At 67.2% G+C, this 23947-nt stretch carries 23 protein-coding genes and 1 tRNA gene; 23 read left to right on the top strand and 1 reads right to left on the bottom strand.

All coding sequences use genetic code 11. The annotated features are described in order from the left end of the window. Positions 1-191: 191 nt before the first annotated feature. The 18 genes from gspG (at position 192) to LGM56_RS32385 (ending at position 16999) form a co-directional block, all read left to right on the top strand. On the top strand, positions 192-632 hold the full coding sequence (gene gspG / locus LGM56_RS32470) for a type II secretion system major pseudopilin GspG (RefSeq protein ID WP_089425248.1): 441 nt from the start codon (positions 192-194) through the stop codon (positions 630-632). Further along, complete coding sequence (locus LGM56_RS32465) at positions 607-1128, top strand: lytic transglycosylase domain-containing protein (RefSeq protein WP_226207802.1); 522 nt, start codon at positions 607-609, stop codon at positions 1126-1128. Before gspG ends, LGM56_RS32465 begins: the two co-directional genes overlap by 26 nt. Further along, positions 1125-2309 (top strand): type II secretion system F family protein, encoded by a 1185-nt coding sequence (locus LGM56_RS32460; RefSeq protein ID WP_089495283.1) that lies wholly within the window; start codon positions 1125-1127, stop codon positions 2307-2309. Before LGM56_RS32465 ends, LGM56_RS32460 begins: the two co-directional genes overlap by 4 nt. A gap of 54 nt (positions 2310-2363) precedes the next feature. Beyond that, the gene (locus LGM56_RS32455; RefSeq protein WP_226207801.1) at positions 2364-3998 is read left to right on the top strand and encodes a GspE/PulE family protein; all 1635 of its coding nucleotides are present in this window, start codon (positions 2364-2366) and stop codon (positions 3996-3998) included. Then, positions 3979-4749, top strand: coding sequence for a hypothetical protein (locus LGM56_RS32450; RefSeq protein WP_226207800.1), 771 nt, complete (start codon positions 3979-3981; stop codon positions 4747-4749). Before LGM56_RS32455 ends, LGM56_RS32450 begins: the two co-directional genes overlap by 20 nt. Then, positions 4746-5276, top strand: a complete 531-nt coding sequence (locus LGM56_RS32445; protein WP_226207799.1) for a hypothetical protein — start codon at positions 4746-4748, stop codon at positions 5274-5276. Before LGM56_RS32450 ends, LGM56_RS32445 begins: the two co-directional genes overlap by 4 nt. Continuing rightward, a complete protein-coding gene (locus LGM56_RS32440) occupies positions 5273-5827 on the top strand; it encodes a hypothetical protein (RefSeq protein ID WP_226207798.1) in 555 nt (184 codons plus the stop codon). Before LGM56_RS32445 ends, LGM56_RS32440 begins: the two co-directional genes overlap by 4 nt. Further along, positions 5827-6303, top strand: a complete 477-nt coding sequence (locus LGM56_RS32435) for a hypothetical protein (protein WP_226207797.1) — start codon at positions 5827-5829, stop codon at positions 6301-6303. The genes LGM56_RS32440 and LGM56_RS32435 overlap by 1 nt, the downstream gene beginning before the upstream one ends. Positions 6304-6334: 31 nt before the next feature. Beyond that, positions 6335-8743, top strand: a complete 2409-nt coding sequence (locus tag LGM56_RS32430) for a secretin N-terminal domain-containing protein (protein ID WP_226207796.1) — start codon at positions 6335-6337, stop codon at positions 8741-8743. Continuing rightward, positions 8740-9228, top strand: a complete 489-nt coding sequence (locus LGM56_RS32425; RefSeq protein WP_226207795.1) for a prepilin-type N-terminal cleavage/methylation domain-containing protein — start codon at positions 8740-8742, stop codon at positions 9226-9228. Before LGM56_RS32430 ends, LGM56_RS32425 begins: the two co-directional genes overlap by 4 nt. Then, positions 9203-9598, top strand: a complete 396-nt coding sequence (locus LGM56_RS32420; RefSeq protein WP_089456124.1) for a type II secretion system protein — start codon at positions 9203-9205, stop codon at positions 9596-9598. The genes LGM56_RS32425 and LGM56_RS32420 overlap by 26 nt, the downstream gene beginning before the upstream one ends. Next, positions 9585-10124 (top strand): type II secretion system protein, encoded by a 540-nt coding sequence (locus LGM56_RS32415; RefSeq protein ID WP_226207794.1) that lies wholly within the window; start codon positions 9585-9587, stop codon positions 10122-10124. The genes LGM56_RS32420 and LGM56_RS32415 overlap by 14 nt, the downstream gene beginning before the upstream one ends. Positions 10125-10137: 13 nt before the next feature. Continuing rightward, on the top strand, positions 10138-10821 hold the full coding sequence (locus LGM56_RS32410) for a response regulator transcription factor (RefSeq protein WP_089425257.1): 684 nt from the start codon (positions 10138-10140) through the stop codon (positions 10819-10821). Positions 10822-11406: 585 nt separating this feature from the next. Further along, positions 11407-11928, top strand: a complete 522-nt coding sequence (locus tag LGM56_RS32405; protein ID WP_175237217.1) for a fimbrial protein — start codon at positions 11407-11409, stop codon at positions 11926-11928. A gap of 17 nt (positions 11929-11945) precedes the next feature. Then, positions 11946-12674, top strand: a complete 729-nt coding sequence (locus tag LGM56_RS32400; RefSeq protein WP_226207793.1) for a molecular chaperone — start codon at positions 11946-11948, stop codon at positions 12672-12674. A gap of 114 nt (positions 12675-12788) precedes the next feature. Further along, positions 12789-15365 (top strand): fimbria/pilus outer membrane usher protein, encoded by a 2577-nt coding sequence (locus LGM56_RS32395; RefSeq protein WP_226207792.1) that lies wholly within the window; start codon positions 12789-12791, stop codon positions 15363-15365. Then, a complete protein-coding gene (locus LGM56_RS32390; protein ID WP_226207791.1) occupies positions 15362-16330 on the top strand; it encodes a fimbrial protein in 969 nt (322 codons plus the stop codon). Before LGM56_RS32395 ends, LGM56_RS32390 begins: the two co-directional genes overlap by 4 nt. A 117-nt stretch (positions 16331-16447) precedes the next feature. Continuing rightward, on the top strand, positions 16448-16999 hold the full coding sequence (locus LGM56_RS32385; protein WP_413226811.1) for a cytochrome b: 552 nt from the start codon (positions 16448-16450) through the stop codon (positions 16997-16999). Positions 17000-17408: 409 nt separating this feature from the next. On the opposite strand, the gene LGM56_RS32380 is transcribed toward LGM56_RS32385, so the two are convergent. Then, a tRNA-Leu gene (locus tag LGM56_RS32380) sits at positions 17409-17495 on the bottom strand. Positions 17496-17744: 249 nt separating this feature from the next. Between LGM56_RS32380 and rnr the strand changes: the two genes are divergently transcribed. From rnr to LGM56_RS32355, 5 genes are all read left to right on the top strand, one after another. Beyond that, complete coding sequence (rnr, locus tag LGM56_RS32375; RefSeq protein WP_226207789.1) at positions 17745-20213, top strand: ribonuclease R; 2469 nt, start codon at positions 17745-17747, stop codon at positions 20211-20213. A gap of 148 nt (positions 20214-20361) precedes the next feature. After that, positions 20362-21105: a 23S rRNA (guanosine(2251)-2'-O)-methyltransferase RlmB gene (gene rlmB, locus LGM56_RS32370; RefSeq protein WP_059234599.1), complete on the top strand. Its 744-nt coding sequence runs from the start codon at positions 20362-20364 to the stop codon at positions 21103-21105. Positions 21106-21202: 97 nt separating this feature from the next. Continuing rightward, the gene (locus tag LGM56_RS32365; RefSeq protein WP_226207788.1) at positions 21203-22075 is read left to right on the top strand and encodes an N-acetylmuramoyl-L-alanine amidase; all 873 of its coding nucleotides are present in this window, start codon (positions 21203-21205) and stop codon (positions 22073-22075) included. Positions 22076-22166: 91 nt separating this feature from the next. After that, positions 22167-22862 (top strand): ribose-5-phosphate isomerase RpiA, encoded by a 696-nt coding sequence (gene rpiA, locus LGM56_RS32360; RefSeq protein WP_027787641.1) that lies wholly within the window; start codon positions 22167-22169, stop codon positions 22860-22862. 279 nt (positions 22863-23141) lie between these two features. Continuing rightward, positions 23142-23858, top strand: a complete 717-nt coding sequence (locus LGM56_RS32355; RefSeq protein WP_021161556.1) for a FadR/GntR family transcriptional regulator — start codon at positions 23142-23144, stop codon at positions 23856-23858. Positions 23859-23947: the final 89 nt, after the last annotated feature.

Below are 23947 nucleotides of genomic sequence, written 5' to 3'. Positions count from 1 at the left end.
CCTTGAAAACCTTATTGATATTTCGTTGAGGAAGGTGGTGGCGCAGGGCGCCCCCCGGGAAAATGACGTCATCGATCGGCGCTTTCCTTCAATCGAATACGCATCAGCGAAAGCGCGATTCACCTGCCGTCTGCGACACGACGGCCTCCGGCCGCGATGCCGCGCCGGGATCTCTACCGAGGGCATACGACGTGAAACCGAACTATCTGAAATGGACGAAACGACGGGGCCAGAAGGGCTTCACCCTGCTGGAGCTGCTGGTCGTGCTGCTGATCATTGCGCTGCTGGCCGGCTATGTCGGTCCGAAGCTCTTTTCGCAGGTCGACAAGGCGAAGGTCAAGTCGACGGAAGCGCAGATGAAGACGCTGGGCGACGCGGTCTCGCAATTCCGGCTCGACATGGGCCGCTATCCGACGGCCGACGAAGGGCTCGACGCACTGGTCGCGGCGCCGCAGGGCACCGACGGCTGGAACGGCCCGTATCTCGCGAAGGCCGTGCCGAAGGACGGCTGGGGCCGCGTGTACCAGTGGAACGTGCCGGGCCGCGACGGCGAAGCGGAGATCGTATCGCTCGGGCGCGACGGTCGGGTTGGCGGGAGTGGTCTCGATGCAGACCTCGTCTACGGCATGTAAGGGCCTGCGTCGCTGGGTGGCCGCGGTGGCGCTGTTCGCCGCCGGCACCTCCGGCGTCGCTGCCAGGGATTGCTGGACCTGGGCAGGCGAGCAGCATGGCATCGATCCGCTGCTGCTCGTCGCGATCGCGAAAGTGGAATCGTCGATGAATCCGCGCGCGATGAACTGGAACCGGAACGGCACCTACGACATCGGGCTCATGCAGATCAACAGCACGCATCTGCCGCGTCTGGTCAAGGTCGGCGTGACGCACAAGCGGCTGATCGACGAGCCGTGCACGTCGATCGCCACCGGCGCATCGATCCTCGCCGATTTCATCGATCGGCACGGCTATACCTGGAACGCGGTCGGCGCGTACAACGCCGGGTCTTCGCCGAAGCGCGAGCCGGCCCGCAAGGCCTACGCGACCAAGGTCTGGAAGGAATACCGGGTGCTGACGAGCGATCGTGAGGCGAGCCTCGCGAAACTCGACGAATGGCGGAGGCCGTCGCGATGAACACGTTCCGGGTACGGGTGCTTGCCGACGGCAAGGTCTCGCAGCAGACGGCCGAAGGGGCGAGCGAGGCGGAGGTGCGTGCGCGGCTCGCGGCACAGGGCCGGGTCGTGGTCGAGATCCGGCGCGAGGCGGGCTTCGGGCGCCGCCGCGCGGCGCCGAAGTTTGCGCTGACGCTGTTCCTGCAGGAGTTATCGACGCTGCTCGATGCGGGCCTCGTGCTGATCGAGGCGCTCGAAGCGCTGCGCGACAAGGCGGATTCGGGCAAGGACGCGAAACACGTGATCGACCGGATTCTCGCGGTGATGGTCGAAGGGCAGCCGTTGTCGAAGGCGCTGGCGCAGCAACCGGCGATCTTTCCGCCGCTGCTCGTCGCGACGATCGAATCGTCGGAGGGCAGCGGCCAGTTGCCGGTCGTGCTGAAGCGTTACCAACAGTACGAAGTGCGAATCGAACAGGTTCGCAAGCGCGTCACCGGCGCGCTGATCTATCCGGTCGTCGTGATCGGCGTGGGTATCGCGATCCTGCTGTTCATGGCGTTCTTCGTGATTCCGCGCTTCGCGGTGGTGTTCGAGTCGCTGGCCACGCTGCCGGCGACCGCGCAGGCGATGCTCTGGTGGGCGACCCTGCTGCGCGAGAACGGCATGGCGGTCGGGCTGGCGGTCGTGGCGTCGTTCGTGGGCGCGGGGCTGGCGGTGCGCTCGGCGGCCGTCAAGCGCGCCGCGCAGCGGCTGATGTGGCGCGCGCCGAAAGTGCGCGACATCTGCGCGTTGTTCGCACTCACGCGGTTCTACCGGACCGTCGGCCTGCTGATCGCGGGCGGCACGCCGGTGATCGTCGCGCTGGAGCTGTCCGGCAAGGTGTTGCCCGAGCATTTCCGCGGGCGGCTGGCGGCGGCGCTCACCGACATGCGCGCAGGGCGTCCGGTCGCCGCCGTGCTCGCCGCGCATGCGCTGACGACGTCGGTGGCCGAACGGCTGTTGCGCGTCGGCGAACAGAGCGGCGACCTGGGCGGAATGTGCGAACACATCGCGCAGTTTCATGACGGCGCGCTCGACCGCGCGATCGAGATGCTCAGCAAGGTCTTCGAACCGGTGCTGATGCTGGCGGTGGGCGCGACGGTGGGCGCGGTGGTCCTGCTGCTCTACATGCCGATCTTCGAATTGGCCGGCAGCGTCGGATAGCGATCCGGGCCGACCCGGCTCTCGCGAACCCGCTGACCAACAGGAGAAAACTGAATGAAAACGGAACACATCGCTCAACGCTGGCAGTCGGAATCGGAGGCATCCGGCGTTGGCTTCGCGCAATACGTCGACGGCCTGCTGAGCGGCGACGTATCGGTGCTGGCCGAAGTGGCGGCCTGCCTCGGCGTCGACGCGGTCGACGCGCAGACGCTGCAGGCGGCGCCGACGCGCTTCGACCTGCTGCCGCTGCACGATGCGCTGACCTGGCGCGTGCTGCCGATCGAGCGCGACGGTGCGGCCTGCGTCGTCCTGGCCGATCCGTTCGCGCGCCAGGTGCGCGACGAACTGCTCGCGCGCTTCGGTGCGCAGCCGGTGCAGATGGCGATGAGCGTGCCGGGCGAGGTCGAGCGGCTGCTCGGCGACGTCGAGTCGAACGAGCGTCTGATGGACGACGTGACGATCGATGCGCAGGGCGATTCGCTCGCGCAGGCGATCGAGTCGATCTCGCTCGCGAGCATCGCGAAGGACGAAAGCCCGGTCATCCGGCTCGTCAATACGACCCTCTACGACGCGCTGCAGAGCCGCGCGAGCGACATCCACCTCGAAGCGGTACCCGACGGCCTGGCGATCCGCTACCGGATCGACGGTGTGCTGCAGTCGATCCGTCACATCCCGGGGCTCGAGACGGCCGCGCAGACGCTGTCGCGTCTCAAGGTGCTCGCGGCGCTCGACATCGCGGAAAAGCGCGTGCCGCAGGACGGCCGCTTCAAGGTCGTGATGCAGGGCCGCGAGATCGATTTCCGGGTGTCCATCATTCCCGGCACCTATGGCGAGAACGCGGTGATGCGCGTGCTCGACAAGTCGCAGCGCGGCGACAGCGTGAGCCTCGACGTGCTCGGCTTCGACGCGCAGACGGCCCGGCGCGTGCGCGCGCTCGCGCACCGGCCGTACGGGCTGATGCTCGTGACGGGGCCGACCGGCAGCGGCAAGTCGACGACGCTGTATGCGGTGCTGTCGGAAGTCAACACCGGCGACGACAAGATCATCACGATCGAGGATCCGGTCGAATACGAACTGAAGGGCGTGCTGCAGATTCCCGTCAACGAGCGCAAGGGGCTCACCTTCGCTCGCGGGCTGCGCGCGATCCTGCGGCACGATCCGGACACGGTGATGGTCGGCGAGATCCGCGACGAGGAGACCGCGTCGATCGCGGTGCAATCGGCGCTCACCGGTCACCGCGTGCTGTCGACGGTGCACGCGAACGACGGCTTCAGCGTGATCGACCGCTTCATCTACATGGGCGTCGAGCCGTCGACGTTTCTCGAGGCGCTGAACGGCGTCGTGTCGCAGCGGCTGGTGCGGCGCATTTGCGAAAGCTGCGGCGGCGCGGCGGCCGACGGTGTCGATCTGTCCGGTGCGTCGCTCGACGACCTGAAGCACGTGGTCACGCCCGGCGAGGGTTGCGAAACCTGCCGGGGCACCGGTTATCACGGCCGGATCGGCCTCGCCGAAGTGCTGACGCTCGATGCGGCGATGAAGGCCGCGTTGCTCGAGCGTTCGATCGAGAAGCGCGCGCAGGCGCTCGCGAACAACGCCGACTACCAGTCGATGCGCGATGCGGGCCTCGCCGCGATTCGCGCGCGACTGACGACGTTTCAGGAGGTGCAGCGTGCGATCGCCGTGGAATAACGTGTTCGCGGTGCTCGACGCCGACCGGCTGCGCGTCTGGACGAGCAACGATTGGCGCGCACGGCGCGCGGGCGAGCCGCGGATCGTCGTCGCGCACGACGGCGCGCCCGCCGAAGCGCTGGCGCAGGTGCTGGGCGACCTGCCGAAGGCGCGCCTGCCGATGCTGAACCGCGTGCACGTCGTCGCGGGGCATCCGTGGACGCATGGCGTCGTGTTGCCCTGGCAGGACGGACTGGTGTCGGACGCCGCGTGGGACGGTTATGCACGCGCGCTGTTCGCCGCCCGTGCGCAGCGCGGCGCGCTGCGGATTCGCCTCGAAGGCGGGCGGCGCGGCCGCGCGCAGCTCGCGGTGGCGGCTTGCGACACGTTGCTCGTGTCGCTCGACGAGACGTGCCGCGCAGCCGGCTGGCGGCTCGTCAGCGTGCGCGACGCGCTGTCGGTGGCGCTCGCCACGCATGCGAAGCACCTGAGCGGCGACGACTACCGCTATGCGTTGCTGCAGCCGCGCATCGTCACTTGCGCGTTCCGGCGTGCGGGCGAGTGGGCCGACGTGGTCACGCTGCCGCGTGCGGGGGGCAGCCGTCTTGACGACTGGTTCGCGGCCGCGGCGTTGATGGCCGGACAGCCGCTCGCCGGCGCGGCCTTCGCGAGTTCGCTCGACGGCACGCTGCCGAGCGCGGCCGCCGAGGGCGTCACGTTGCTCGACGACGACATGGCCCAGGCCGTGCACACGCAGGAGGAGCCGGCATGAAGCGCCTGAATGAACTGGATTTCGTGGCGCCTCGCACGCGTGTCACGCCGTGGGCGGCCGTCGCGCTGTGCTGCGCGCTGCTGACCGGCGCGTTCGTCGCGAGCGAGTGGACCAACGTCGAGCAGTTGCGCGACGAGGTCGACAGCATCGAAAGCCGCATCGACCAGCGCCAGCGCGCGATCGAGCGCGAGCAGCGCCGGCAGAAGAACATGACGGCGGAGGAGCGCCGCATCGCGCGCGTGCTCGACCAGCAGCGCACGAGCGCGACCGGCGCGGGACCGGCGGTGGTCGACTGGATCGAGCACGCGTGGACGCCGCAGATCGCGCTGAAGCTGCTGACGGTCGACAAGGCCGGACAGGAAGCGCGCCTCGAAGGCGGTGCCGCGCATCTGTCGCACATCTACATGTTCGTCGACCGCCTGAAGGACCGCCACCCCGACCGCAAGGTTCGCCTGATGCAGCACCGGACGAAAGCCGAGGACGGCAAGAACATTTTCTATTTCAGCCTGAACATCGAACACCCATGACGAACCTGAAATCAATCGACATGACCGCGCTCGCCGAGCGGCTGCGCTGGGGCGCCTATGCGGCGTCCCGCAAGCTGGGCATGCCGGGGCTGGTGGCAGGGGGGCTCGTCGTGGCGCTGATCGGCGTGCACGCGTGCTACCTGCAGCCGGGCGCCGAGCAGCTCGAGGCCGATCGCGACGCGCGGACGAAGGCGCTGGCCGCGCTGCCGAAGCCGGGCCAGAAGGCCGGTCCCGGCGGCATGACGCTGCAGCAGGTGCAGCAACTGCGCAGCACCGAGCAGGCGTACTCGATCTTCCAGATCCTGTCCCAGCACGGCATGGAGCGCAAGCACGCGACCTATCGCCGCGAAGTCGAGGTGCAGGGCAAGCTGCGCCGGCTCACGATCAACGTCGCGCTGTCCGGCAGCTATGTCGGGCTGCGCGAAGCGATCCGCGAGATTACGCAGCAGCCGATGGTACGCATCGAGGGACTGTCGGTCGAGCGTGAGCGGATCGACAGTCCCAACGTGATCGCCGACCTGCGGGTCAGCCTGCTGGGGCCGGATGCATGATGCGCGCGCCCCTGATCCCGATCGCCGCCGCGCTCGCGCTGGCTGCCGCGTGCGTCGCCGGCGGCAGCGCGGCGAACGAAACGCACGCGCTGGCACCGGTCGTCGACCTTTTCCCCGCGCAGAGCTGGGCCTCGCTCGGCGCGGAGGCGGCGACCGAAGCCGAGCCGCCGCCCGACGCGGCGCCCGAGTCCGACATGCCGCCGCTCGACACGCCGATCGACGCGCCACCGGTTGCATCGGCGCCGTTCGACATTGCCGGCGAGTGGCGCGAGAACGGTCATCGCATCGTCGTGCTGGACGGCGCGGGCAAGACTTTCCTGCTGTGCGAATCGCGTTGCGGCGTGCGTGACGCGGTACTGCCGGGCGGCGAGATCGCCGAAGGCTACCGGCTGAAGAAACTGGGCAAACAGGGCGCGGTGATCGTGACCCGTGGCAGCAGCGATATCGAGCTGTCGCCGCCCGTCCCGACTCCATGAACCCCGATTTGAACCTGTTCCGAACACCATCATGAAACGTAAACTCAGTCTTTTACTCCTGATCTCGGCGCTCGCGCTGACAGGATGCGCGAGTACCCCGTTCAACGCCGCGCCTGCCGCCGCCACGACACCTGCCGAGCGTCTCAGCACGCTGCAGCAGCAGAAGCAGGCCGCACCCGACGACATCGCTCTCACCACCGCCGTCGAGGGCAGCCGGCAGGAGTATGTGCGCGCCGAGCTGAAGGCAGCCGACCGCCAGGTCGCGCAGGGCAACCATGCCGCCGCGATCGACCACCTGAATAACGTACTGCGCGAGGAGCCGGGCAACTTCAAGGCCAGCCAGTCGCTCGAGCAGGTCAAGCGCCGCCAGCAGATGTCGGTCGACCTCGCGCGCGCGCAGCGCATCGGCGGCGAGAAGCCGCAGGAAGCGCTCGAGATCGTGCGGCGGATTCTCGCCGAGCAGCCGAACCATGCGGACGCGAAGCGCCTGCGCGATACGCTGCTGAATCAATCGCAGGCCGGCCGCACGGTGCGCCCGCAACTGGCCGACGCGCTGCGCAAGCCGGTGTCGCTCAACTTCAAGCAGCAGCCGCTGATGAACATCTTCGACGTGATTTCGCGCGTGTCCGGCGTGAACTTCGTGTTCGACCGCGACGTGGATACCAGCCAGGCCGCGACGCTGTTCGCGGAGCGCACGACCGCCGAAGACGCGATCAACCTGCTGTTGCGCACCAACCAGCTCGAGAAGAAGGTGCTCGACAAGCACACGCTGCTGGTCTACCCGTCGCAGCCGGACAAGGCGCGCAACTACACGGAGTTCGCGATTCGCACGTTCTTCCTGTCGCACGCGGACGCGAAGTCGGTGATGGCCGCGCTGCGCCAGATGATCAAGCCGAAGGACGTCTACGTGGACGAACGCGTGAACGCGGTCGTCATGCGCGACACGCCGGAGACGATCCAGGTCGCGGAGCGCGTCGTGATGGGCCTCGATATCCCGCAATCGGAAGTCACGCTCGACGTGCAGGTGCTGGAGGTCAACATGAACGACAGCCTCGATCTGGGCGTGCAATATCCCGGCAAGGTCCAGTTCAACGCGCTGGGCAGCGTGGAAGGCGGTGCGCTGACGCTCGGCGACCTGCTGCGCCTGAATCGCGATCGCGTCGGCGTGTCGAGTGAATCGGGCGGGCTCGCGCTCGCGATCGACATGTTGCAGAAGCAGGGCAAGACCAAGACGATCGCGAATCCGAAGATCCGCGTGCGCAACATGGAGAAGGCCAACATCAAGATCGGCGAGCGTGTGCCGATCGTCACGACCACGAACGCGAACGGTGTCGTCACCGAATCGGTCAGCTACCAGGACGTGGGCCTGATGCTGAAGGTCGAGCCGCGCATCAGCCTGAACGAGGAGGTGAGCGTCAAGGTGAACATGGAGGTCAGCAGCATCCTGTCGAAGGAAACCACGAAGACCGGGCTCGTCGCCTATTCGCTCGGGACGCGCAACGCGGAGACGCTGATGACCGCGAAAAACGGCGAAACGCAGATCCTGGCCGGCCTGGTGAAGCGCAATGAAAGCGAAAGCATCGCGGGGCTGCCGGGCATGTCGGGCCTGCCGGTGCTCGGCCGGCTGTTCGGCTCGAACGGCCGCAGCAGCGAGCGTTCGGAGATCGTGCTGCTGATCACGCCGCATATCGAACGCAATCTCGACCTGCCGACGTCGGCGGTGACGACCTTCCTGTCGGGCACCGAGTCGCGCGTGACCACCGAAGCGCTGACGCTCGAGTCGGCACGCGCCGTGCCCCCGCGGATGACGTCGTCGGACGGCCCGGACCTGAACGCGCCGATCGAGCCGGTCGAGCCGTCGAAGCCCGCGGGCAACGAGATGAGCGCTGAACCGGCCAACGCCGACGCGGAGCCGCAAGCGCCGGCGCAGGCCGAGCAGGGCGACGCGACGAGCCCGGCGGCCGAGCACGGCGCGCGCGGCACCGGGATGATGCGTACGCGTGCGGATGCCGGTCGGCAACCGGCTGCGGCGATCAAGACCGTAGCGGCTCCGGTCGCACCGAGCCGTGCAGCCGCGCCGCGCGGCGAGATCACACGCGCCGTCGCTGCAGCGGTGCCCGCTGCCGGCCCGCGTGCGGAAGTCGTCGCCGCGCAGATCGGGCAGGCGCGTGCGGGCGACGTCGACGCGGCTCCGCAGGCGGTGCAACCGGCTGCCGTCGTGCGCGCCGTTGCGCCGGTGACGGTGGCCGATGCTGCCGCGCCGCGCGCGGCGCTCGCCGAGCCGCAGGCACGTGGCGAGCATCGCATCACCGCCGCGGTACGCTCGCTGATCGGCTCGCTCCAGGCGCTCGTCGCGCGTTTGACGGGCGAGCGCGAACCGGCGCCGGTGCGGTATGCCGACGCGCCGGTACTGCCGTCGCGCGCACGGGGCTTCGCATGAGCATCCGTCGACGTGCGCGCGCGCGCGGTTTCACGCTGATCGAGCTGCTGGTGGCATTGACGCTGCTCGCGTTGCTCGCGACCGTCGCGCTGCCGCTGACCGACCTGGTCAAGCGCCGCTCGGACGAGGCCGAACTGCGCCGTGCGCTGGTGGTGATCCGCTCGGCGCTCGACGCGTACAAGGCGGCGGCCGATGACGGGCGCATCGAGCGCAGTGTCGACGCGAGCGGCTATCCGCCCGATCTGCACGCGCTCGTCGACGGCGTCGAGGACAAGAAATCGCCGGACGGCGCGAGACTGTACTTCCTGCGCAAGCTCCCCGCCGATCCGATGTGCGAATGCGAGGGCAAGGCGCCGGAGGACACCTGGGAAACGCGCAGCTATGCGAGCGACCCCGATGCGTTCTCGTCCGGCGAGGACGTGTTCGACATTCGCTCGACCAACCGCAAGGAGAGCCTCAATGGCGTCCCGTACAACCAGTGGTAAGCGTGCACGCCGCATCGCGGGCTTCACGCTGATCGAACTGCTCGTCGTGATGGCGATCATCGCGTCGCTCACCGCGTTCGTCGCCCCCGGCTACCTGAAGCAGAGCGATCGCGCGAAGGAAACGGTGCTGCGCCACAACCTGAACACGCTGCGCCAGTCGATCGACGACTATCGGGCGGATCACGGCCGCGATCCCGACACGCTCGAGGTGCTGGTCGACAAGCGCTATCTGCGCGAGATCCCGCTCGACCCGGTCACGGGCAAGCGCGGCTCCTGGCAACCGCAGGCCGGCGACCGGGGCGGCGTCGCGGACGTGAAGAGCGGCGCGAAAGGGCGTGCGCTCGACGGGAGCGCATATGGGACGTGGTAACCGGCGGCGTGACGGCCGATGCCGCGGCCCGCGCGGGCAGCGCGGCATCGCGTATCTCGGCGTGCTGATGCTCGTCGCGGCGCTGGGGCTCGGCATGACGCAGGCCGCGCGCATCTGGCAGACGGTGCAGCAGCGCGATCGCGAGGCGCAGTTGCTGTTTGTCGGCGACCAGTATCGCGCGGCGATCGCAAGCTACTACAATGCGGCGGGAGGCAGCCGCTATCCGGAGTCGCTCGACGTATTGCTCGAAGACCGCCGCGCGCTGCCGACGCAGCGTCACTTGCGGCGCCTGTACGCCGATCCGCTGACGGGATCGACGCAGTGGGGGCTCGTGAAGGCGCCGGACGGCGGCATCATGGGCGTGTACAGCGAGGCGCCGGGGCAGCCGCTGAAGCGCCAGGGCTTCCCCGCGCGGTACGATACGTTCGGCGACAGCGACGCCTATGGCGAATGGGCTTTTGTTTACTTGCCGCCCGCTCCGGCCGACGGAGTGGCGAACGGGCCTGGGGACGGGGCGGCATCTTGAGACTGGATCGAACATGATTGTCGCAATACTCGAAGACATGGTGACGCAGGCGGGCGTCGTGGCCGGCTGGCTCAACAAGGCCGGCTACGACACGGAGGTGCGTCACGACGGCGACAGCTTCATCGAGCTGGTGCGCACGCAGCGCGTCGACGTACTGCTGCTCGACTGGGACGTGCCCGGCAAGTCGGGGATCGAGGTGATGCGCTGGGCGCGCGAATCGTTCGCCGACACGCTGCCGATCATCATGATGACGCAGCACGACGGCGAGAACGACATCGTGTTCGGTCTGAACACCGGTGCAGACGACTATCTGATCAAGCCGTTGCGGGAGCGCGAACTCGTCGCGCGCGTCAATGCGCAGGCGCGCAAGTACTACCCGGAGACGCAGCGCGCGAAGGTGGTCGAGGTCGGCAAGTTCGTGCTCGACACGAGCTCGCATGCCGCGACCGTCGACGGCGTGCCGGTCGAGCTGTCGCAGCGCGAGTTCGATCTCGCGCTGATGTTGTTCGAGAGCGTCGGGCGGATCGTGTCGAAGGACATGATGATCAAGCGTATCTGGGGCGTGGTGGACCGAAAGTACGACGCGACGCTGGCCACCTACGTCAGCAAGTTGCGTACGAGCCTTGGGCTGCGGCCGAAGAACGGGCTCGCGATCACGACGATCTACAACTACGGGTATCGGCTCGAGTTGACCTGAGCAATCGGCCGGCCGCGGCGACGCGCGCCGGCTGACCACGGGATCGATATCGCCGATCCTTCCTGTCCCCATCCGTATTCCCATTCCGGCAACGCTGTCGCGGCACGCTGCTTCAGCCGCCGTTCGGCATTGAATCGACGCGCCTGCGCGAGGCTATCCCGAGGCTTTCGCGAGGCACGGTAGCCCGTCTCGCCGCGTTCCGATCACATCCCCCCGTCGTTCGTCACCGCCGCCGCGAGCGGCACGCTCGGCCCTGCCGGCTTCGGGCGCGCTTGCGCACACCATCCGTGTCGACGGCCATCTCGCTGCAGGGTGCACATTTCACCAGATGATGAGGATTCCTTGAGTATTGACTAGGTGCTGTCCGCAACGTCGGCAGGTGTGCCCGGGAAGGGTGGAAGGGGGCGTCGCCGGCGTCGCATTGCATGCGTGATTCATCCGTCCAGGCGGCATGCGTTGAGAATTTTCTTAAGTTTGTTGGGTGGCGATGGCCGGCTCGGAATAATGCCTGCGAACTCGACGGGTTCGTTGTTCCGCTGTCAGGGACCGGCAGCGGAAATCCTCAATTCTCTACCCAGATACTCGATGAAAAAGACCCAGAAATCCCTCCTGTTGGCCGCGCTGCTGGCCGCATTCGGATCGACGTCCGCACTAGCCGCGGATGGCACGATCAACTTCCACGGCAAGATCGTCGCGACGACCTGCAAGATCGACAACAGCAATATTCAGGTGCCGCTCGGCGCGATCGGTATCGACCAGCTGGCCACCGCCGGCCAGGAAAGTCGCCGCGTGCCGTTCCAGATCGCGCTGAGCGAGTGCAACGACCAGCTGAGCGGCGTACGCGCGCAGTTCGAGGGCACGTCGAACGGCGACGATCCGACGCTGCTCGCGATCGGCACCGGCGCGCAGGACGACGCGAAAGGCGTCGGCATCCAGTTGATGGACGAAGGGGGCAAGCAGATCGGCATCAACAGCGAGACCGACACGCTCAAGCTGACGCCGGGCAGCAACGTGCTGAACTTCGCCGCGAACTACGTCTCGACGTCGAACCAGACCGAGGCGGGCGAGGCGAACGGCACGGCGTCGTTCACGTTGCACTACCGCTAAGCAGACGGGATCGACCGATGACGATTCAATTCGGACAACGTACGCTGGCCTGCGTGCTCGGGCTGTGCATGACCCACGGCGCGCTGGCGGGCGTGGTGGTGGGCGCGACGCGCGTGATCCTGCAGGAGGACCGGCGCGAAGCCGTCGTGCCCGTGAAGAACGCGGACAGCCAGCCTTACGTCGTGCAGGCCTGGATTGACGGCGGATCGACGAAGGGCGGCGCGAAGGCACCGTTCTTCGTCACACCGCCGCTGTCGCGGCTCGATCCCGGCAAGGAAAACCTGCTGCGCGTGATGCCCGTCAAGCACGGGCTGCCGTCCGATCGCGAGTCGCTGATGTGGCTGAACGTGAAGGAGATTCCGGCCACGCCGAAGCAGGACAACGTGCTCCAGATCGCGATCCAGACGCGGATCAAGGCGTTCTATCGGCCGCAGGGCCTGACCGGCTCGTCGGCCGATGCGCCGGCGGCGCTGACCTGGCACATCACGCCGTCGGGCGACGGCGCGCTGCTGACGGTGAACAATCCGACGCCTTATCACGTCACGTTCTCGAAGATCGGCATCGATGCCGGCACGACCGAGGACGTCGATCTCGAGATGGTGCCGCCGCTGCAGGCGGCGACCTACAAGCTGCGCTACATCCACGCGGTGCCGGTGCAGCCCGTCACGCTGCGGTTCAGCACGATCAACGACTACGGCGCCGTGACGCCGTCCGTCACGATGAAGGTGCCGACCGGCGCCGTTTGACGCAACGCGGTCGCGGGGCCGGCAAGCGGCCACTCCGCGATCCGCTTTCCCGACTTTCCATTTTTTTGACTTCATGCGGCGTGCGCTCATCCGGCGCGCGCCGTTCACCTATTCATGACACGATGCCTTGACCCGCTGCGCCGATGCGTGCTCGCGCTCGCTTCGACCTTCGCGTTCGGATTGCCGAGCGCGGGGGCGCACGCGCACGCGAACACGGCGTTCAATCCCGCGTTCCTCGCGTTCGGCAACCCGCAGGCGGATGTGGATCTCGACGTGTTCGCCGAAGCGAACGTGCTGCTGCCCGGCGTGCACCCGGTCGAGGTGTCGGTCAATGGCGAGGCGTCGGGCATGCACGACATCCGCTTCGAGCGCGATCCACGCGACGAACAAGGCAATGCGGTGCGGCCCTGCCTGGGCGCCGCGCAGCTCGACGGGTTCGGCGTGAACCTCGCGGCCTATCCGCGCGTCGCCGAGGTGGATGCCGCAGATGCGGCCGGCGCTACGCTCGCGTGCGTCGATCCGCGCGATGCGATGCCGGACGCAACGGTCACGGTGGATCCGGATCGCCAGACGCTGGCGCTGACGGTCCCGCAGGCGAAGATGAAGCGCGTGCCGCGCGGCTCGGTCGATCCGTCGCGCTGGGACGAAGGCATCAATGCACTGCGCTTCGACTATCGCTTCAACGCCGCGCAGCGGCGTTACGACGGGCCGTCGGGCCACGCGACGGAAGCATACGGCAGCGTGCGCGCGGGCCTGAACCTCGGCGCGTGGCGCCTGCGCAGCAGCGCGATGGTGAACCACAACGCGTCGGGGCTGCAGACGCAATTCATGAATACCTATCTCGAGCGCGACCTTCCCGGCTGGCGCAGCCGCGTCACGTTCGGCGAGAACTTCACGTCCGACAACGTGTTCGACAGCGTGGCGTTCCGCGGCGTGCAGCTCGCGTCCGACGACACGATGCAACCGGACAGCCAGCGCGGCTACGCGCCGGTCGTGCGCGGCATCGCGCAAAGCCATGCGAAGGTCGAGATTCGCCAGAACGGCTATCTGATCTACAGCAGCTACGTGCCGCCGGGGCCGTTCGAGATCGACGACCTGTACGCGATCGCGGCGCATGCGGACCTCGAGGTGACGATCGTCGAGGCGGATGGCCAGAAGCGCAGCTTCATCCAGCCGTCGGCGAGCATTCCGACCCTGCTGCGCCAGAATGCGTGGTCGTATCGCGCGGCCGCGGGGCGCTTGCGTGCCGATTCCGCCCAATCGCAGTGGTTCACGTCGGCGAGCGCCGCTTACGGCTTGCCCGGTGAGACGACGATCTACGGCGGCGTGACGTTCGCGAACGGGTATGCGGCGCTGGCGGCCGGCGCCGCGCGCAACCTGGCGCGGATCGGTGCACTGTCGGTGGACGTAACGCACGCCCGTTATCGCGACCAGGCGGGGCAAGCGGGCGCGGGTAGCGCGGTGCGCGCGATGTACGCGAAGGCGTTCGCGTCGACCGGCACGGAACTGCGCGCCGCGCATCACCAGTACTCGGGCGGCTATCGCAGCCTGTCCGACGTCGTGGTGCGCTACGCGACGTCGGTCGACACGTGGGCGGGCCGCGCGGGCAAGCGCAACCGCAGTGAGCTGAGCGTGTCGCAGAGCCTGGGGCACGCGGGCTCGCTGTACGTCAGTGCGAGCCGGCGAGCCTACCGTGACGGTGCGGGCGAGGACCGGCTGCTCCAGCTCGGCTATTCGGGCAGCGTGTCGCGCGTGTCCTACAACGTGAGCCTGAGCGCCGAGCAGCGCGCGCGCGGCGAGCGCAGCCGGCAAGTATCGCTGAACCTGTCGATTCCGTTCGGCGGCGGGCGCACGACGACACCGCACGCGTACGGCAGCGCGACGCTGATCGCCGGTACCGCGGGCACCGAGCAGCGCGCGGGCGTGTTCGGCACGTTGTTCGACGACGATCGCCTGAGCTACGGCGTCGACGCCGATCGCACGGCACACGGCCTGGGCGGTGCGGTGAACCTGAACTACCGTGCGACGGCCGGCCAGTTCGGGGCCACCCACAACCAGACGCGCAGCGGCTCGCAGACCTCGGTCAGCGCGGCGGGCGGCATGATCGTGCACGGCGGCGGCGTCACGCTGTCGCAGCCGCTCGGCGAAACCGTCGCACTGGTGCGCAGCGAGGGTGCGGCCGACATCGGCGTGATCGCGCATGCCGGCGTGCGTACCGACCGCGCGGGCTATGCGGTCGTGCCGAACGTCACGCCGTACCGGCAGAACCGCATCGCGTTGCGCACGGCGGAACTCGATCGTCAGCTCGAGATTCGCAACGCGATCGTGCACGTCGTGCCGACGCACGGTGCGGTCGTGCTGGCGCCGTTCGAGGTCGAGGCGGGCCGCCTGATGCTCGACATGACCGACGACGCGGGCCAGCCGGTGCCGTTCGGTGCCGCCGTGATGACGGCGGCCGGCAAGGAGGTCGGCATGGTCGGCCCGAACGGGCAGGGCTTCGTCACCGGCGTCGGCCGGGCCGGCGACCTGTTCGTGCGATGGGGCGCGCGCCCGGACGAGCGCTGCGCACTGTCGTACAACATGGGCGAGTCGACGCCGCACAGCAATTTCCCCGAACTCGAGGTCGTCTGCTCGCGCACGCATCCGGCGTTGCGGGCCGACGCTGCTTCACCTACTTCACCCCGTTCATGAAACTCACGATATCCCGATTTGCCACGTGCCTGCGCCGCTGGGCGGCGTTCGTCACGCTGACGCTCTGCACGGCGCCCGCGTTTGCCGCGTGCTTGAGCCTCCCCGAAGATTTCAATCCGATCGAGTTCGGTTCGATCGCGGCCGACGGCGTCGAGGTCGGCGGCGTCGTCCGGTCGGTCCGGTTCACGCTGACCCTCACCTGTGCGCCGAACGGCCAGGGCGAGCCGCTGGCGCGGACCTTGAACTACTCGAGCGAGTTCGGCCCCGCGCCGGGCATGAACCTGTGGGCAACCAATCTCCCGGGCCTTGCGCTGCGGATGGTGCGCGACGGCGAGGATCTCGGCAGCAAGACGGAAGGCGTGCTCGGGATGCATCCGGGGGACGGCTCGGCGCGCACGTTCGTGATCGACATGGAGCTCGTCAAGATCGGGCCGGTGACGCCCGGCTTCCTGCTGGGCCAGGCGTTTGTCGTCGAGGCGTCGCCCGTGAGCGGCGATCCGGGCCATTACGTGGTGCGCAAGCACATTACGAGCAGTTACGTGCGGGGCGTCGCCTGCACCGTCAATACGGCCTCGAAGCATCTCGTCGTGCCGCTCGGCGCCGTGCCCGCGTCGGCCTTCGACGGTCCGGGCTCGACCCAGGCGTCACGCGAATTCGCGATCGACCTGACCTGCAGCCCGTTCGGCGAGGCACGGCCGACCCCGCTGTCGATCCAGCTGCTCGGCGAGACGGTGCCGGGCACGACCGACGTGCTGAAGCTGCTCGGCGACGACGCCGCGCAGGGGGTCGGCATTCGCGTGCTGAAGAACGATGCGCCGGTCACGTTGAATACCTGGCACAGCCTCGGTGACGCGACGGTCGGGGCAACCACGTTGCCGTATACCGCGCAGTACTACCAGTACGGCGAGCGCGTGACGGCGGGGTCGGGCGACGGCGTGATGACGTTCCTGATCGAGATGCGCTGACGTCGCGCCGGGTATTTTGAAATCCTTGAGAATGGTTATCAACACGGGTTTCCGCCTCGATAATTTCATCCACATATCCATGGCAACCATGTCTTCGCAACCGATAAAGGATGAATCATGCAGGTGGCTTCCCAAACAGATTTGCATAACGAAACATTATCCAGCGGTCGATACGACCGCTTTTCCCGCGCGCTGCACTGGATTTTCGCGGCCGTGATCCTGTACACGATGGTGGCCGGAATTTCGCTGCACTTCATCACGCAGCCGGATCTCTGGCGTTTCGTGTCGACCCTGAACATGTCGCTCGCGAGCTGTCTGATCGTGCTGTTTCCGCTGCGCTACGTGTGGTCGTTCTTCCGCCGCACGCCGCCTGACGTCGCGTCGATTCCGCGTCAGCAGCAATCGATCGCGCACCTGGTGCACTCGCTGATTTACGCGCTGGTCGCCTTCGTGCTGTTCAGCGGGTTCGTGATGGTGCCGGACGGGTACTGGCTGTTTGGCGTGCTTTACGTGAAGACGCCGTATAGCGCGGGGCCGGTGACCGAGCACTGGTTCGACCTTCACAAGTTCGGCTGCTATACGCTGGCATTCGTGGTGGCGGTACACGCGGCGGCGGCACTCAAGCATCATTTCGTGTCGAAGAACGACGTGCTGAAGCGCATGCTCTGATGGCGACTTGGCGCGAGGCGGATTTCGGTCCGCCACGCGCGCACCATTTTGGTGCTGATTCGCGACGATGCCGAGTGGCCTGCGATGAGCGCCCAAGGCTCGGAAACGAAGGGAAGGTGGCCGGCACGATGCCGGCTTTTTTGAATACAGAGGCGCCGAGGAGAGAACTCGGTCGCACATGCGCGACTCCGGCGCACGGTTCCCTGGGCTAGAAGTGAAAAAGGCCGGCTTGAAGCCGACCTTTTTATAAAACAGATGGTGCCCAGGAGAGGACTTGGTCACATAAGCGCGACCCCGGCTGCGCTTGCAAGCGCAGCCTTTCGAGTCCTCGCGCAAAGCGCGCAGGCGCTTTGCTTCCTGGGCTGGAAATGAAAAAAGGCCGGCAGAAGCCGACCTTTTTAAAAACAGATGGTGCCCAGGAGAGGACTCGAACCTCCACGATGTTGCCACCGCTAGGACCTGAACCTAGTGCGTCTACCAATTCCGCCACCTGGGCACGTTTTGCAGTAGCTGCTTGCTGCAAAGAAGCGAAATTATAGCGCCCCAATTATTCGTGTCAACACTTTTTTGCGATGCATCGCAAACCGGGCTCCGCCGCGCCTGCCGGCGGCATTCCGGTCTTTTGGTGACACAGGCGGGTGATAGAATGACCCGCCGCCGTCAATATAGAACTGTCTGACGGACACCTCTATGTTGATGCCGTGCACCATCAATCAACGCAACGAGAACAACCATCGACAAACCCTTGAGCAAATATCCGTACCCCATTCCGAGCCGTGAAGAAATTCTCGGCGTGCTGCGTACGAGCGACGCGCCGCTGGCCGCCAACGACATCGCGGAAGCACTGTCGATCAAGCGTCAGGAGCGCGAGGGGTTCTTCCGGCGTGTCGCCGCGATGGAACGCGACGGCCAGATCCGCCTCGACAAGCGCGGCCATTACCAGTTGACCCATCCGTCGAACTTCGTCGCCGGGCGCGTGCAGGGGCATCGCGACGGCTACGGGTTCGTGATCCGCGACGACGGCCAGGACGACCTGTTCTTGCCGAACGGCGAAATGCAGAAGGTGATGCACAACGATCGCGTGCTCGCGCGGATCGTCGGCTACGATCGCCGCGGCCGCCCGGAAGGGCATGTCGTCGAAGTCACCGAGCGCGCGAACAAGCGCGTGATCGGCCGCCTGCTCAACGAGAACGGCGCGCTGATCGTCGCACCGGAAGACAAGCGTATCGGCCACGACATCCTGATCACGCAGAACGTGAAGAAGGCGAAGGTCGGGCAGGTCGTCGTCGTCGAACTGACCGATTTCCCGAGCCGCCATTCGCAGCCGCTCGGCCGTGTCGTCGAGGTGCTCGGCGACATCGACGATCCGGGCATGGAAATCGAAATCGCGGTGCGCAAGTACGGCGTGCCGCACGAGTTCAGCCAGCCGGCGCTCGACGAAGCCGCCGCGCTGCCCGACAAGGTGCGGCCGACCGACCTGCGTTTCCGCGTCGACCTGCGCGACGTGCCGCTCGTGACGATCGACGGCGAGGACGCCCGCGACTTCGACGACGCCGTCTACTGCGAGCCGGTCAAGGTCGGCCGCGGCGACGGCTACCGCCTGATCGTCGCGATCGCCGACGTGTCGCACTACGTACAGCCGGGCAGCGGGCTCGATGCCGACGCGCTCGAGCGCAGCACGTCGGTCTACTTCCCGCGCCGCGTGATTCCGATGCTCCCGGAGAAGCTGTCGAACGGCCTGTGCTCGCTGAATCCGCAGGTCGACCGCTGCGTGCTCGCGTGCGACATGGTGATCACCGCGCGCGGCGAGATCAAGGCGTACCAGTTCTATCCGGCCGTCATCCATTCGGCGGCGCGCCTGACGTACACCGAAGTCGCCGCCGTGCTGTCGAACACGAAGGGGCCGGAGGCTGCGCGCCGCGCGGATCTTCTGCCGCACCTGCAGGATCTGTACGGCGTCTACAAGTCGCTGTTCGCCGCGCGGCAGAAGCGTGGCGCGATCGACTTCGACACGACCGAGACCTACATCGTCTGCAACTCGCAGGGCAAAATCGAGCAGATCGTGCCGCGCCAGCGTAACGATGCGCACAAGCTGATCGAGGAATGCATGCTGGCCGCGAACGTCTGCGCCGCCGATTTCCTGAAGCGCAACAAGCATCCGGGCCTGTACCGCGTGCACGCGGGGCCGACGCCGGAGAAGCTCGAGAACCTGCGTGCATTCCTGCGCGGCATGGGCCTGTCGCTCGGCGGCGGCGACAAGCCGCATGCGAGCGACTACGCGGCGCTGATGGCGCAGATCCGCGACCGGCCCGATGCGCAGATGCTGCAGCCGATGCTGCTGCGCTCGATGCAGCAGGCCGTCTACAGCCCGGACAACATCGGTCACTTCGGCCTGGCCTACGAGGCGTACGCGCACTTCACGAGCCCGATCCGCCGTTATCCGGACTTGCTCACGCACCGCGCGATCTACGCGATCCTGTCGGGCAAGAAATACGTGCCGAAGGCGCCGGAAGGTTTCGAGCTGAACACCGCGCTGTCGCCGCGCGCTCGCGCGATGCAGCAGGCCGACGACGAATCGCGCGGCCGTTCGCGTTCGAACACGGCGATCTGGGAAGAGCTCGGCCTGCACTGCTCGGCGAACGAGCGCCGCGCGGATGAAGCATCGCGCGACGTCGAGGCCTGGCTCAAGTGCTACTTCATGCGCGACAAGCTCGGCGAGGAGTACGGCGGGATGGTGAACGGCGTCACGTCGTTCGGCATCTTCGTGCAGCTCGACACGCTGTTCATCGAAGGGCTCGTGCACGTCACGGAACTCGGCTCGGACTACTTCCAGTACGACGAGATCAAGAACGAGCTGCGCGGTGAACGCACGGGCATCCGCTATCGCCTGTCGGATCGCGTGCGCGTGCAGGTGAGCCGCGTCGATCTCGATGCACGCAAGATCGACTTCCGCCTCGTGCGCGATACGCCGGTGAAGGCGCCGCGTCCGTCGCCCGTGCCGGCGTCCGCTGGCGGCGGTGCCGACCGCGGCAATGGCCCGCGCGTACGCACGCTGCCGCAGGCGGAGGATCCCGTGCCGCGTCGCAAGAAGGCCGCGAGTGCGCCGAGCGTCGCGGTGAAGGAAGCGCGCGCCGCGCGCAAGAAGGGTAGCAGCGGTGGCGGTGCGGCGGCGAAGCCGACCGCGAAGAAGGCACGCGCCCGCAAGAAGTATTGAGCGTTCGGGGCGGCGCCCGCGCCCGCTCTGCAGTATCGAGAGACGCCGCGTGACCGGTCATCAACCGGCAACGCGGCGCTTTCCTTTTCCATGGATCGCGGCTGCGCGCGTCGCGCGGCCGCACGTTTGATCGAAGGTTGTTCCAGTCATGTCACGTCTGAAGGTTCTTTACGGTTTTCATGCGGTGACCGCACGTTTGCGGCACGATGCATCGACGGTTGCGGAGGTGCTGTACGACCAGACGCGCCGCGACCGCCGCATGCAGGACTTCCTGCACACCGCGAAGGAAGCGGGCGTGCGGCTGATCGCGGCCGACGAAACGCGCCTGTGGGGCCTCGCGCATACCGAGCGTCACCAGGGTGTCGTCGCGCGTGTCGAGGACGTCCCGCTCGCGCAGAACCTGTCCGAGCTGCTCGACGGCATCCAGGGCCCGGCGCTGCTGCTGGTGCTCGACGGTGTCACCGATCCGCACAACCTCGGCGCGTGCCTGCGTGTCGCCGATTCGGCCGGCGCGCACGCGGTGATCGCGCCGCGCGACCGTGCGGTCGGCCTGAACGCCACCGCGGCCAAGGTAGCGAGCGGTGCGGCGGATACGGTGCCGTACATCACGGTGACGAACCTCGCCCGTGCGTTGCGCGAGCTGAAGGAGGCCGGCGTGTGGATCATCGGCACGTCGGACGAGGCATCGGCGACGCTCTACGAAACGAAGCTCGACGGCCCCGTCGCGCTCGTGATGGGTGCGGAAGGCGAAGGCATGCGCCGGCTGACGCGCGACACCTGCGACGAGGTGATGAGCATTCCGATGGCCGGCAGCGTGGAAAGCCTGAACGTGTCGGTCGCCAGCGGCGTATGCCTGTACGAAGCCGTGCGCCAGCGGCGCGTGAAGGGCTGACGCAGCCCGCCCCGCGCGCCCTGCGCGGGCCTCGAATGACCCGAACGACGCGTGCCGCGATCCGATGCGGCACGCGGCTCTCCGGAGCTCGCGACCGATGACCCTGTTTCGCGCTGGCGCATCCTGCGCCGTGCTGTGCCTGCTGGCTGCCTGCACGTCGCCGTCGCTCGTCGAACGTGGTACCTACTACGCCGACACGAGCCTGCACGCGCGCGGCGCCGATTCGCGGATCCGCTTTCTCGTGATGCATTACACCGAAAGCGACGAGGCGAAATCGCTGCGCACGCTGACGGGCGATTCGGTCAGCGTGCATTACGTCATCCCGCCGCAGCCGCGCCTCGAGCGCGGGAGGCCGGTCGTCTACCAGCTCGTTCCGGAATCGGAGCGCGCATGGCACGCGGGCGTCAGCGAGTGGCAGGGCACGACGGAGCTGAACGCGGTGTCGATCGGCATCGAGAACGTGAACCGCGGGCCGCTCGATCCGCAAAACCGCACCTGGCAACCCTATCCGCCCGAACAGGTCGCGGCGCTGACCCGGCTGTCGAAGGACATCGTCGCGCGCTACGGGATTCCGCCGACGCGTGTGGTCGGGCACAGCGACATCGCGCCGCAACGCAAGATCGATCCGGGGCCGTTGTTTCCGTGGCATGCGCTGGCCGAGGCCGGCGTCGGTGCGTGGCCGGACGAGGCGACCGTGACCGCGCGGCTCGGCGGTCGCGATCCGCATGCGCCGGTCGACGTGCGCGAACTGCAGCTCAAGCTCGCGCGCTACGGTTACGACGTGGCCACCGATGGCGTGCTCGACGCACGCACGCGCCGCGTGTTCGCCGCGTTCCAGATGCATTTCAGGCCGTCCGACTATGCAGGCAACCCCGACGCCGAAACCGACGCGATCGCGCAGGCGTTGCTCGACAAGTACTTTCCCGGCACGCAACCGCCGGACAACGCGCCCGAGGCGGGCGCGCCCTGAATCCGCCGCGCCCGGCACGCCGAAAAACCCGGGCCGTCATCCGAGTCCGGTAAACTGGCGGTTTTCCGCAATCCCGCAGCATTACCACTCCATGACTCAAGACGAACTCAAACGCCTCGTCGGCCAGGCCGCCGCCGATTACGTGATCCAGAACGTGCCGGAAGGCGCCGTGATCGGCGTCGGCACCGGCTCGACCGCCAACTGCTTCATCGACGCGCTCGCCGTCGTCAAGGCGCGCTATCGCGGCGCCGTGTCGAGCTCCGTCGCCACGACCGAACGCCTGAAGTCGCACGGCATCAAGGTGTTCGACCTGAACGAGGTCGATTCGCTGCAGGTGTACGTCGACGGCGCCGACGAGATCGACGCGGGCGGCGCGATGATCAAGGGCGGCGGCGGTGCGCTGACGCGCGAGAAGATCGTCGCATCGGTGGCCGATACGTTCGTCTGCATCGCGGACGCCAGCAAGCGCGTGCCGGTGCTCGGCGCGTTCCCGCTGCCGATCGAAGTCGTGCCGATGGCGCGCACGGCGATCGGCCGGCGCGTGACCGCGCTCGGCGGCGTGCCGGTGCTGCGCGTGACGAAGGACGGCGCGCCGTACATCACCGACAACGGCAACGAGATCATCGACGTGAAGGGGCTGCAGATCGCCGATCCGCGCGGTTTCGAAGCACAGGTGAACGCATGGCCGGGCGTCGTGACGGTCGGCCTGTTCGCCGAGCGCGGTGCGAACCTGTGCTTGCTCGGCACGGAAAACGGCGTTGAAACGATCGTTTATTCGGCAAATTGAAAGATTTCACAAGCAGTCCGTAATGATGTGTCGCGTGTCGTAATGGACTGAATGTTTAAATCTTGTGGAAATCGGGGCCCGGTAGGCGCAATGCGCTTCCCGGGCCTTATTTTTAGCCGTATAAATCACCCGGTCAAAAAGAGGGATAACCCTGTCAGGTGTTTACCAGATAGCGAAATATCCTCGAACTCATCAACTTATAGATCATAAGAACAGTCGTAACCAGGGCCGGCGGAACTGCGGAGCAGGTGTTCGCAAATCGACGCACGGGGAGGTGTCATGGAGCAGGGCAAAGACCGGTCACTGGTCGCGAAAGTGATGGATGGGCTTGTCTCGGGTATCGTCGAGGACAAGTACGGCGGCATCTTGCCGCCGCAGGACGTGCTGTCGAAAGAGTTCGATGTGAGTCGCACCGTGATGCGGGAAGCGCTATCGATGTTGCTTGCGCGCGACATGCTGGACGTGCGCCCGAAAGTCGGCACGCGCGTGCGGCCGATGCGCGACTGGCGGATGATCGACGAAGACGTGGTGAGCTGGCGATTCCGGGCGAAACCCGATCCGCAGTTCATGCGCGACGTCATCGAATTCCGGATGCTGATCGAACCGCGCGCGACCGCGCAGGCGGCGGTGCGCGCGACGGCTGCCGACATCGCGGGCATCCGTGAAGCGTTCGATGCGTTCAAGGTGCTGCAGCCGGGCGACCCCGGCTACGACACGGCGGACGAGTTGCTGCACACGCGAATCGTGCAGGCGAGCGGCAACCAGTTCTTCCAGCAGATGGCGGCGATCGTGCGCGGTGCGGTGCGTCTCGTGAATCCGCGTGTCGTGCAGAAGGAAGGTGCGCACGACGTCGTCGTGAAGGCGCATGCACGTGTGGTCGACGCGATCGAGCGGCGCGACCCGCGCGAAGCCGAAGCCGCTTCGCTTGCGCTGATCGATTTCAGCGCCGACGAGATCTCGCGCGATTTCTCCGTCGACGTGCCCATGCGCGCCTGACGCTGCGCGACTCGCTCATCCGTGTGCCGCGGGCCGTTTATCATGACGGCCGGCCGGCAGCGTGCCGGCCATCGTCATACGACCGACAC

Source organism: Burkholderia sp. AU38729 (assembly GCF_020419725.1).
Lineage (GTDB): Bacteria > Pseudomonadota > Gammaproteobacteria > Burkholderiales > Burkholderiaceae > Burkholderia.
This window is presented reverse-complemented; position numbering and strand designations above follow the sequence as displayed.

What these genes read in the sequence shown, in the direction of transcription:
- LGM56_RS32465 (WP_226207802.1), top strand. Translation starts at nt 607, where the DNA reads ATGCAGACCTCGTCTACGGCATGTAAGGGCCTGCGTCGCTGGGTGGCC.
- LGM56_RS32460 (WP_089495283.1), top strand. Translation starts at nt 1,125, where the DNA reads ATGAACACGTTCCGGGTACGGGTGCTTGCCGACGGCAAGGTCTCGCAG.
- LGM56_RS32455 (WP_226207801.1), top strand. Translation starts at nt 2,364, where the DNA reads ATGAAAACGGAACACATCGCTCAACGCTGGCAGTCGGAATCGGAGGCA.
- LGM56_RS32445 (WP_226207799.1), top strand. Translation starts at nt 4,746, where the DNA reads ATGAAGCGCCTGAATGAACTGGATTTCGTGGCGCCTCGCACGCGTGTC.
- LGM56_RS32440 (WP_226207798.1), top strand. Translation starts at nt 5,273, where the DNA reads ATGACGAACCTGAAATCAATCGACATGACCGCGCTCGCCGAGCGGCTG.
- LGM56_RS32435 (WP_226207797.1), top strand. Translation starts at nt 5,827, where the DNA reads ATGCGCGCGCCCCTGATCCCGATCGCCGCCGCGCTCGCGCTGGCTGCC.
- LGM56_RS32430 (WP_226207796.1), top strand. Translation starts at nt 6,335, where the DNA reads ATGAAACGTAAACTCAGTCTTTTACTCCTGATCTCGGCGCTCGCGCTG.
- LGM56_RS32425 (WP_226207795.1), top strand. Translation starts at nt 8,740, where the DNA reads ATGAGCATCCGTCGACGTGCGCGCGCGCGCGGTTTCACGCTGATCGAG.
- LGM56_RS32420 (WP_089456124.1), top strand. Translation starts at nt 9,203, where the DNA reads ATGGCGTCCCGTACAACCAGTGGTAAGCGTGCACGCCGCATCGCGGGC.
- LGM56_RS32415 (WP_226207794.1), top strand. Translation starts at nt 9,585, where the DNA reads ATGGGACGTGGTAACCGGCGGCGTGACGGCCGATGCCGCGGCCCGCGC.
- LGM56_RS32410 (WP_089425257.1), top strand. Translation starts at nt 10,138, where the DNA reads ATGATTGTCGCAATACTCGAAGACATGGTGACGCAGGCGGGCGTCGTG.
- LGM56_RS32405 (WP_175237217.1), top strand. Translation starts at nt 11,407, where the DNA reads ATGAAAAAGACCCAGAAATCCCTCCTGTTGGCCGCGCTGCTGGCCGCA.
- LGM56_RS32400 (WP_226207793.1), top strand. Translation starts at nt 11,946, where the DNA reads ATGACGATTCAATTCGGACAACGTACGCTGGCCTGCGTGCTCGGGCTG.
- LGM56_RS32395 (WP_226207792.1), top strand. Translation starts at nt 12,789, where the DNA reads ATGACACGATGCCTTGACCCGCTGCGCCGATGCGTGCTCGCGCTCGCT.
- LGM56_RS32390 (WP_226207791.1), top strand. Translation starts at nt 15,362, where the DNA reads ATGAAACTCACGATATCCCGATTTGCCACGTGCCTGCGCCGCTGGGCG.
- LGM56_RS32385 (WP_413226811.1), top strand. Translation starts at nt 16,448, where the DNA reads ATGCAGGTGGCTTCCCAAACAGATTTGCATAACGAAACATTATCCAGC.
- rlmB (WP_059234599.1), top strand. Translation starts at nt 20,362, where the DNA reads ATGTCACGTCTGAAGGTTCTTTACGGTTTTCATGCGGTGACCGCACGT.
- LGM56_RS32365 (WP_226207788.1), top strand. Translation starts at nt 21,203, where the DNA reads ATGACCCTGTTTCGCGCTGGCGCATCCTGCGCCGTGCTGTGCCTGCTG.
- rpiA (WP_027787641.1), top strand. Translation starts at nt 22,167, where the DNA reads ATGACTCAAGACGAACTCAAACGCCTCGTCGGCCAGGCCGCCGCCGAT.
- LGM56_RS32355 (WP_021161556.1), top strand. Translation starts at nt 23,142, where the DNA reads ATGGAGCAGGGCAAAGACCGGTCACTGGTCGCGAAAGTGATGGATGGG.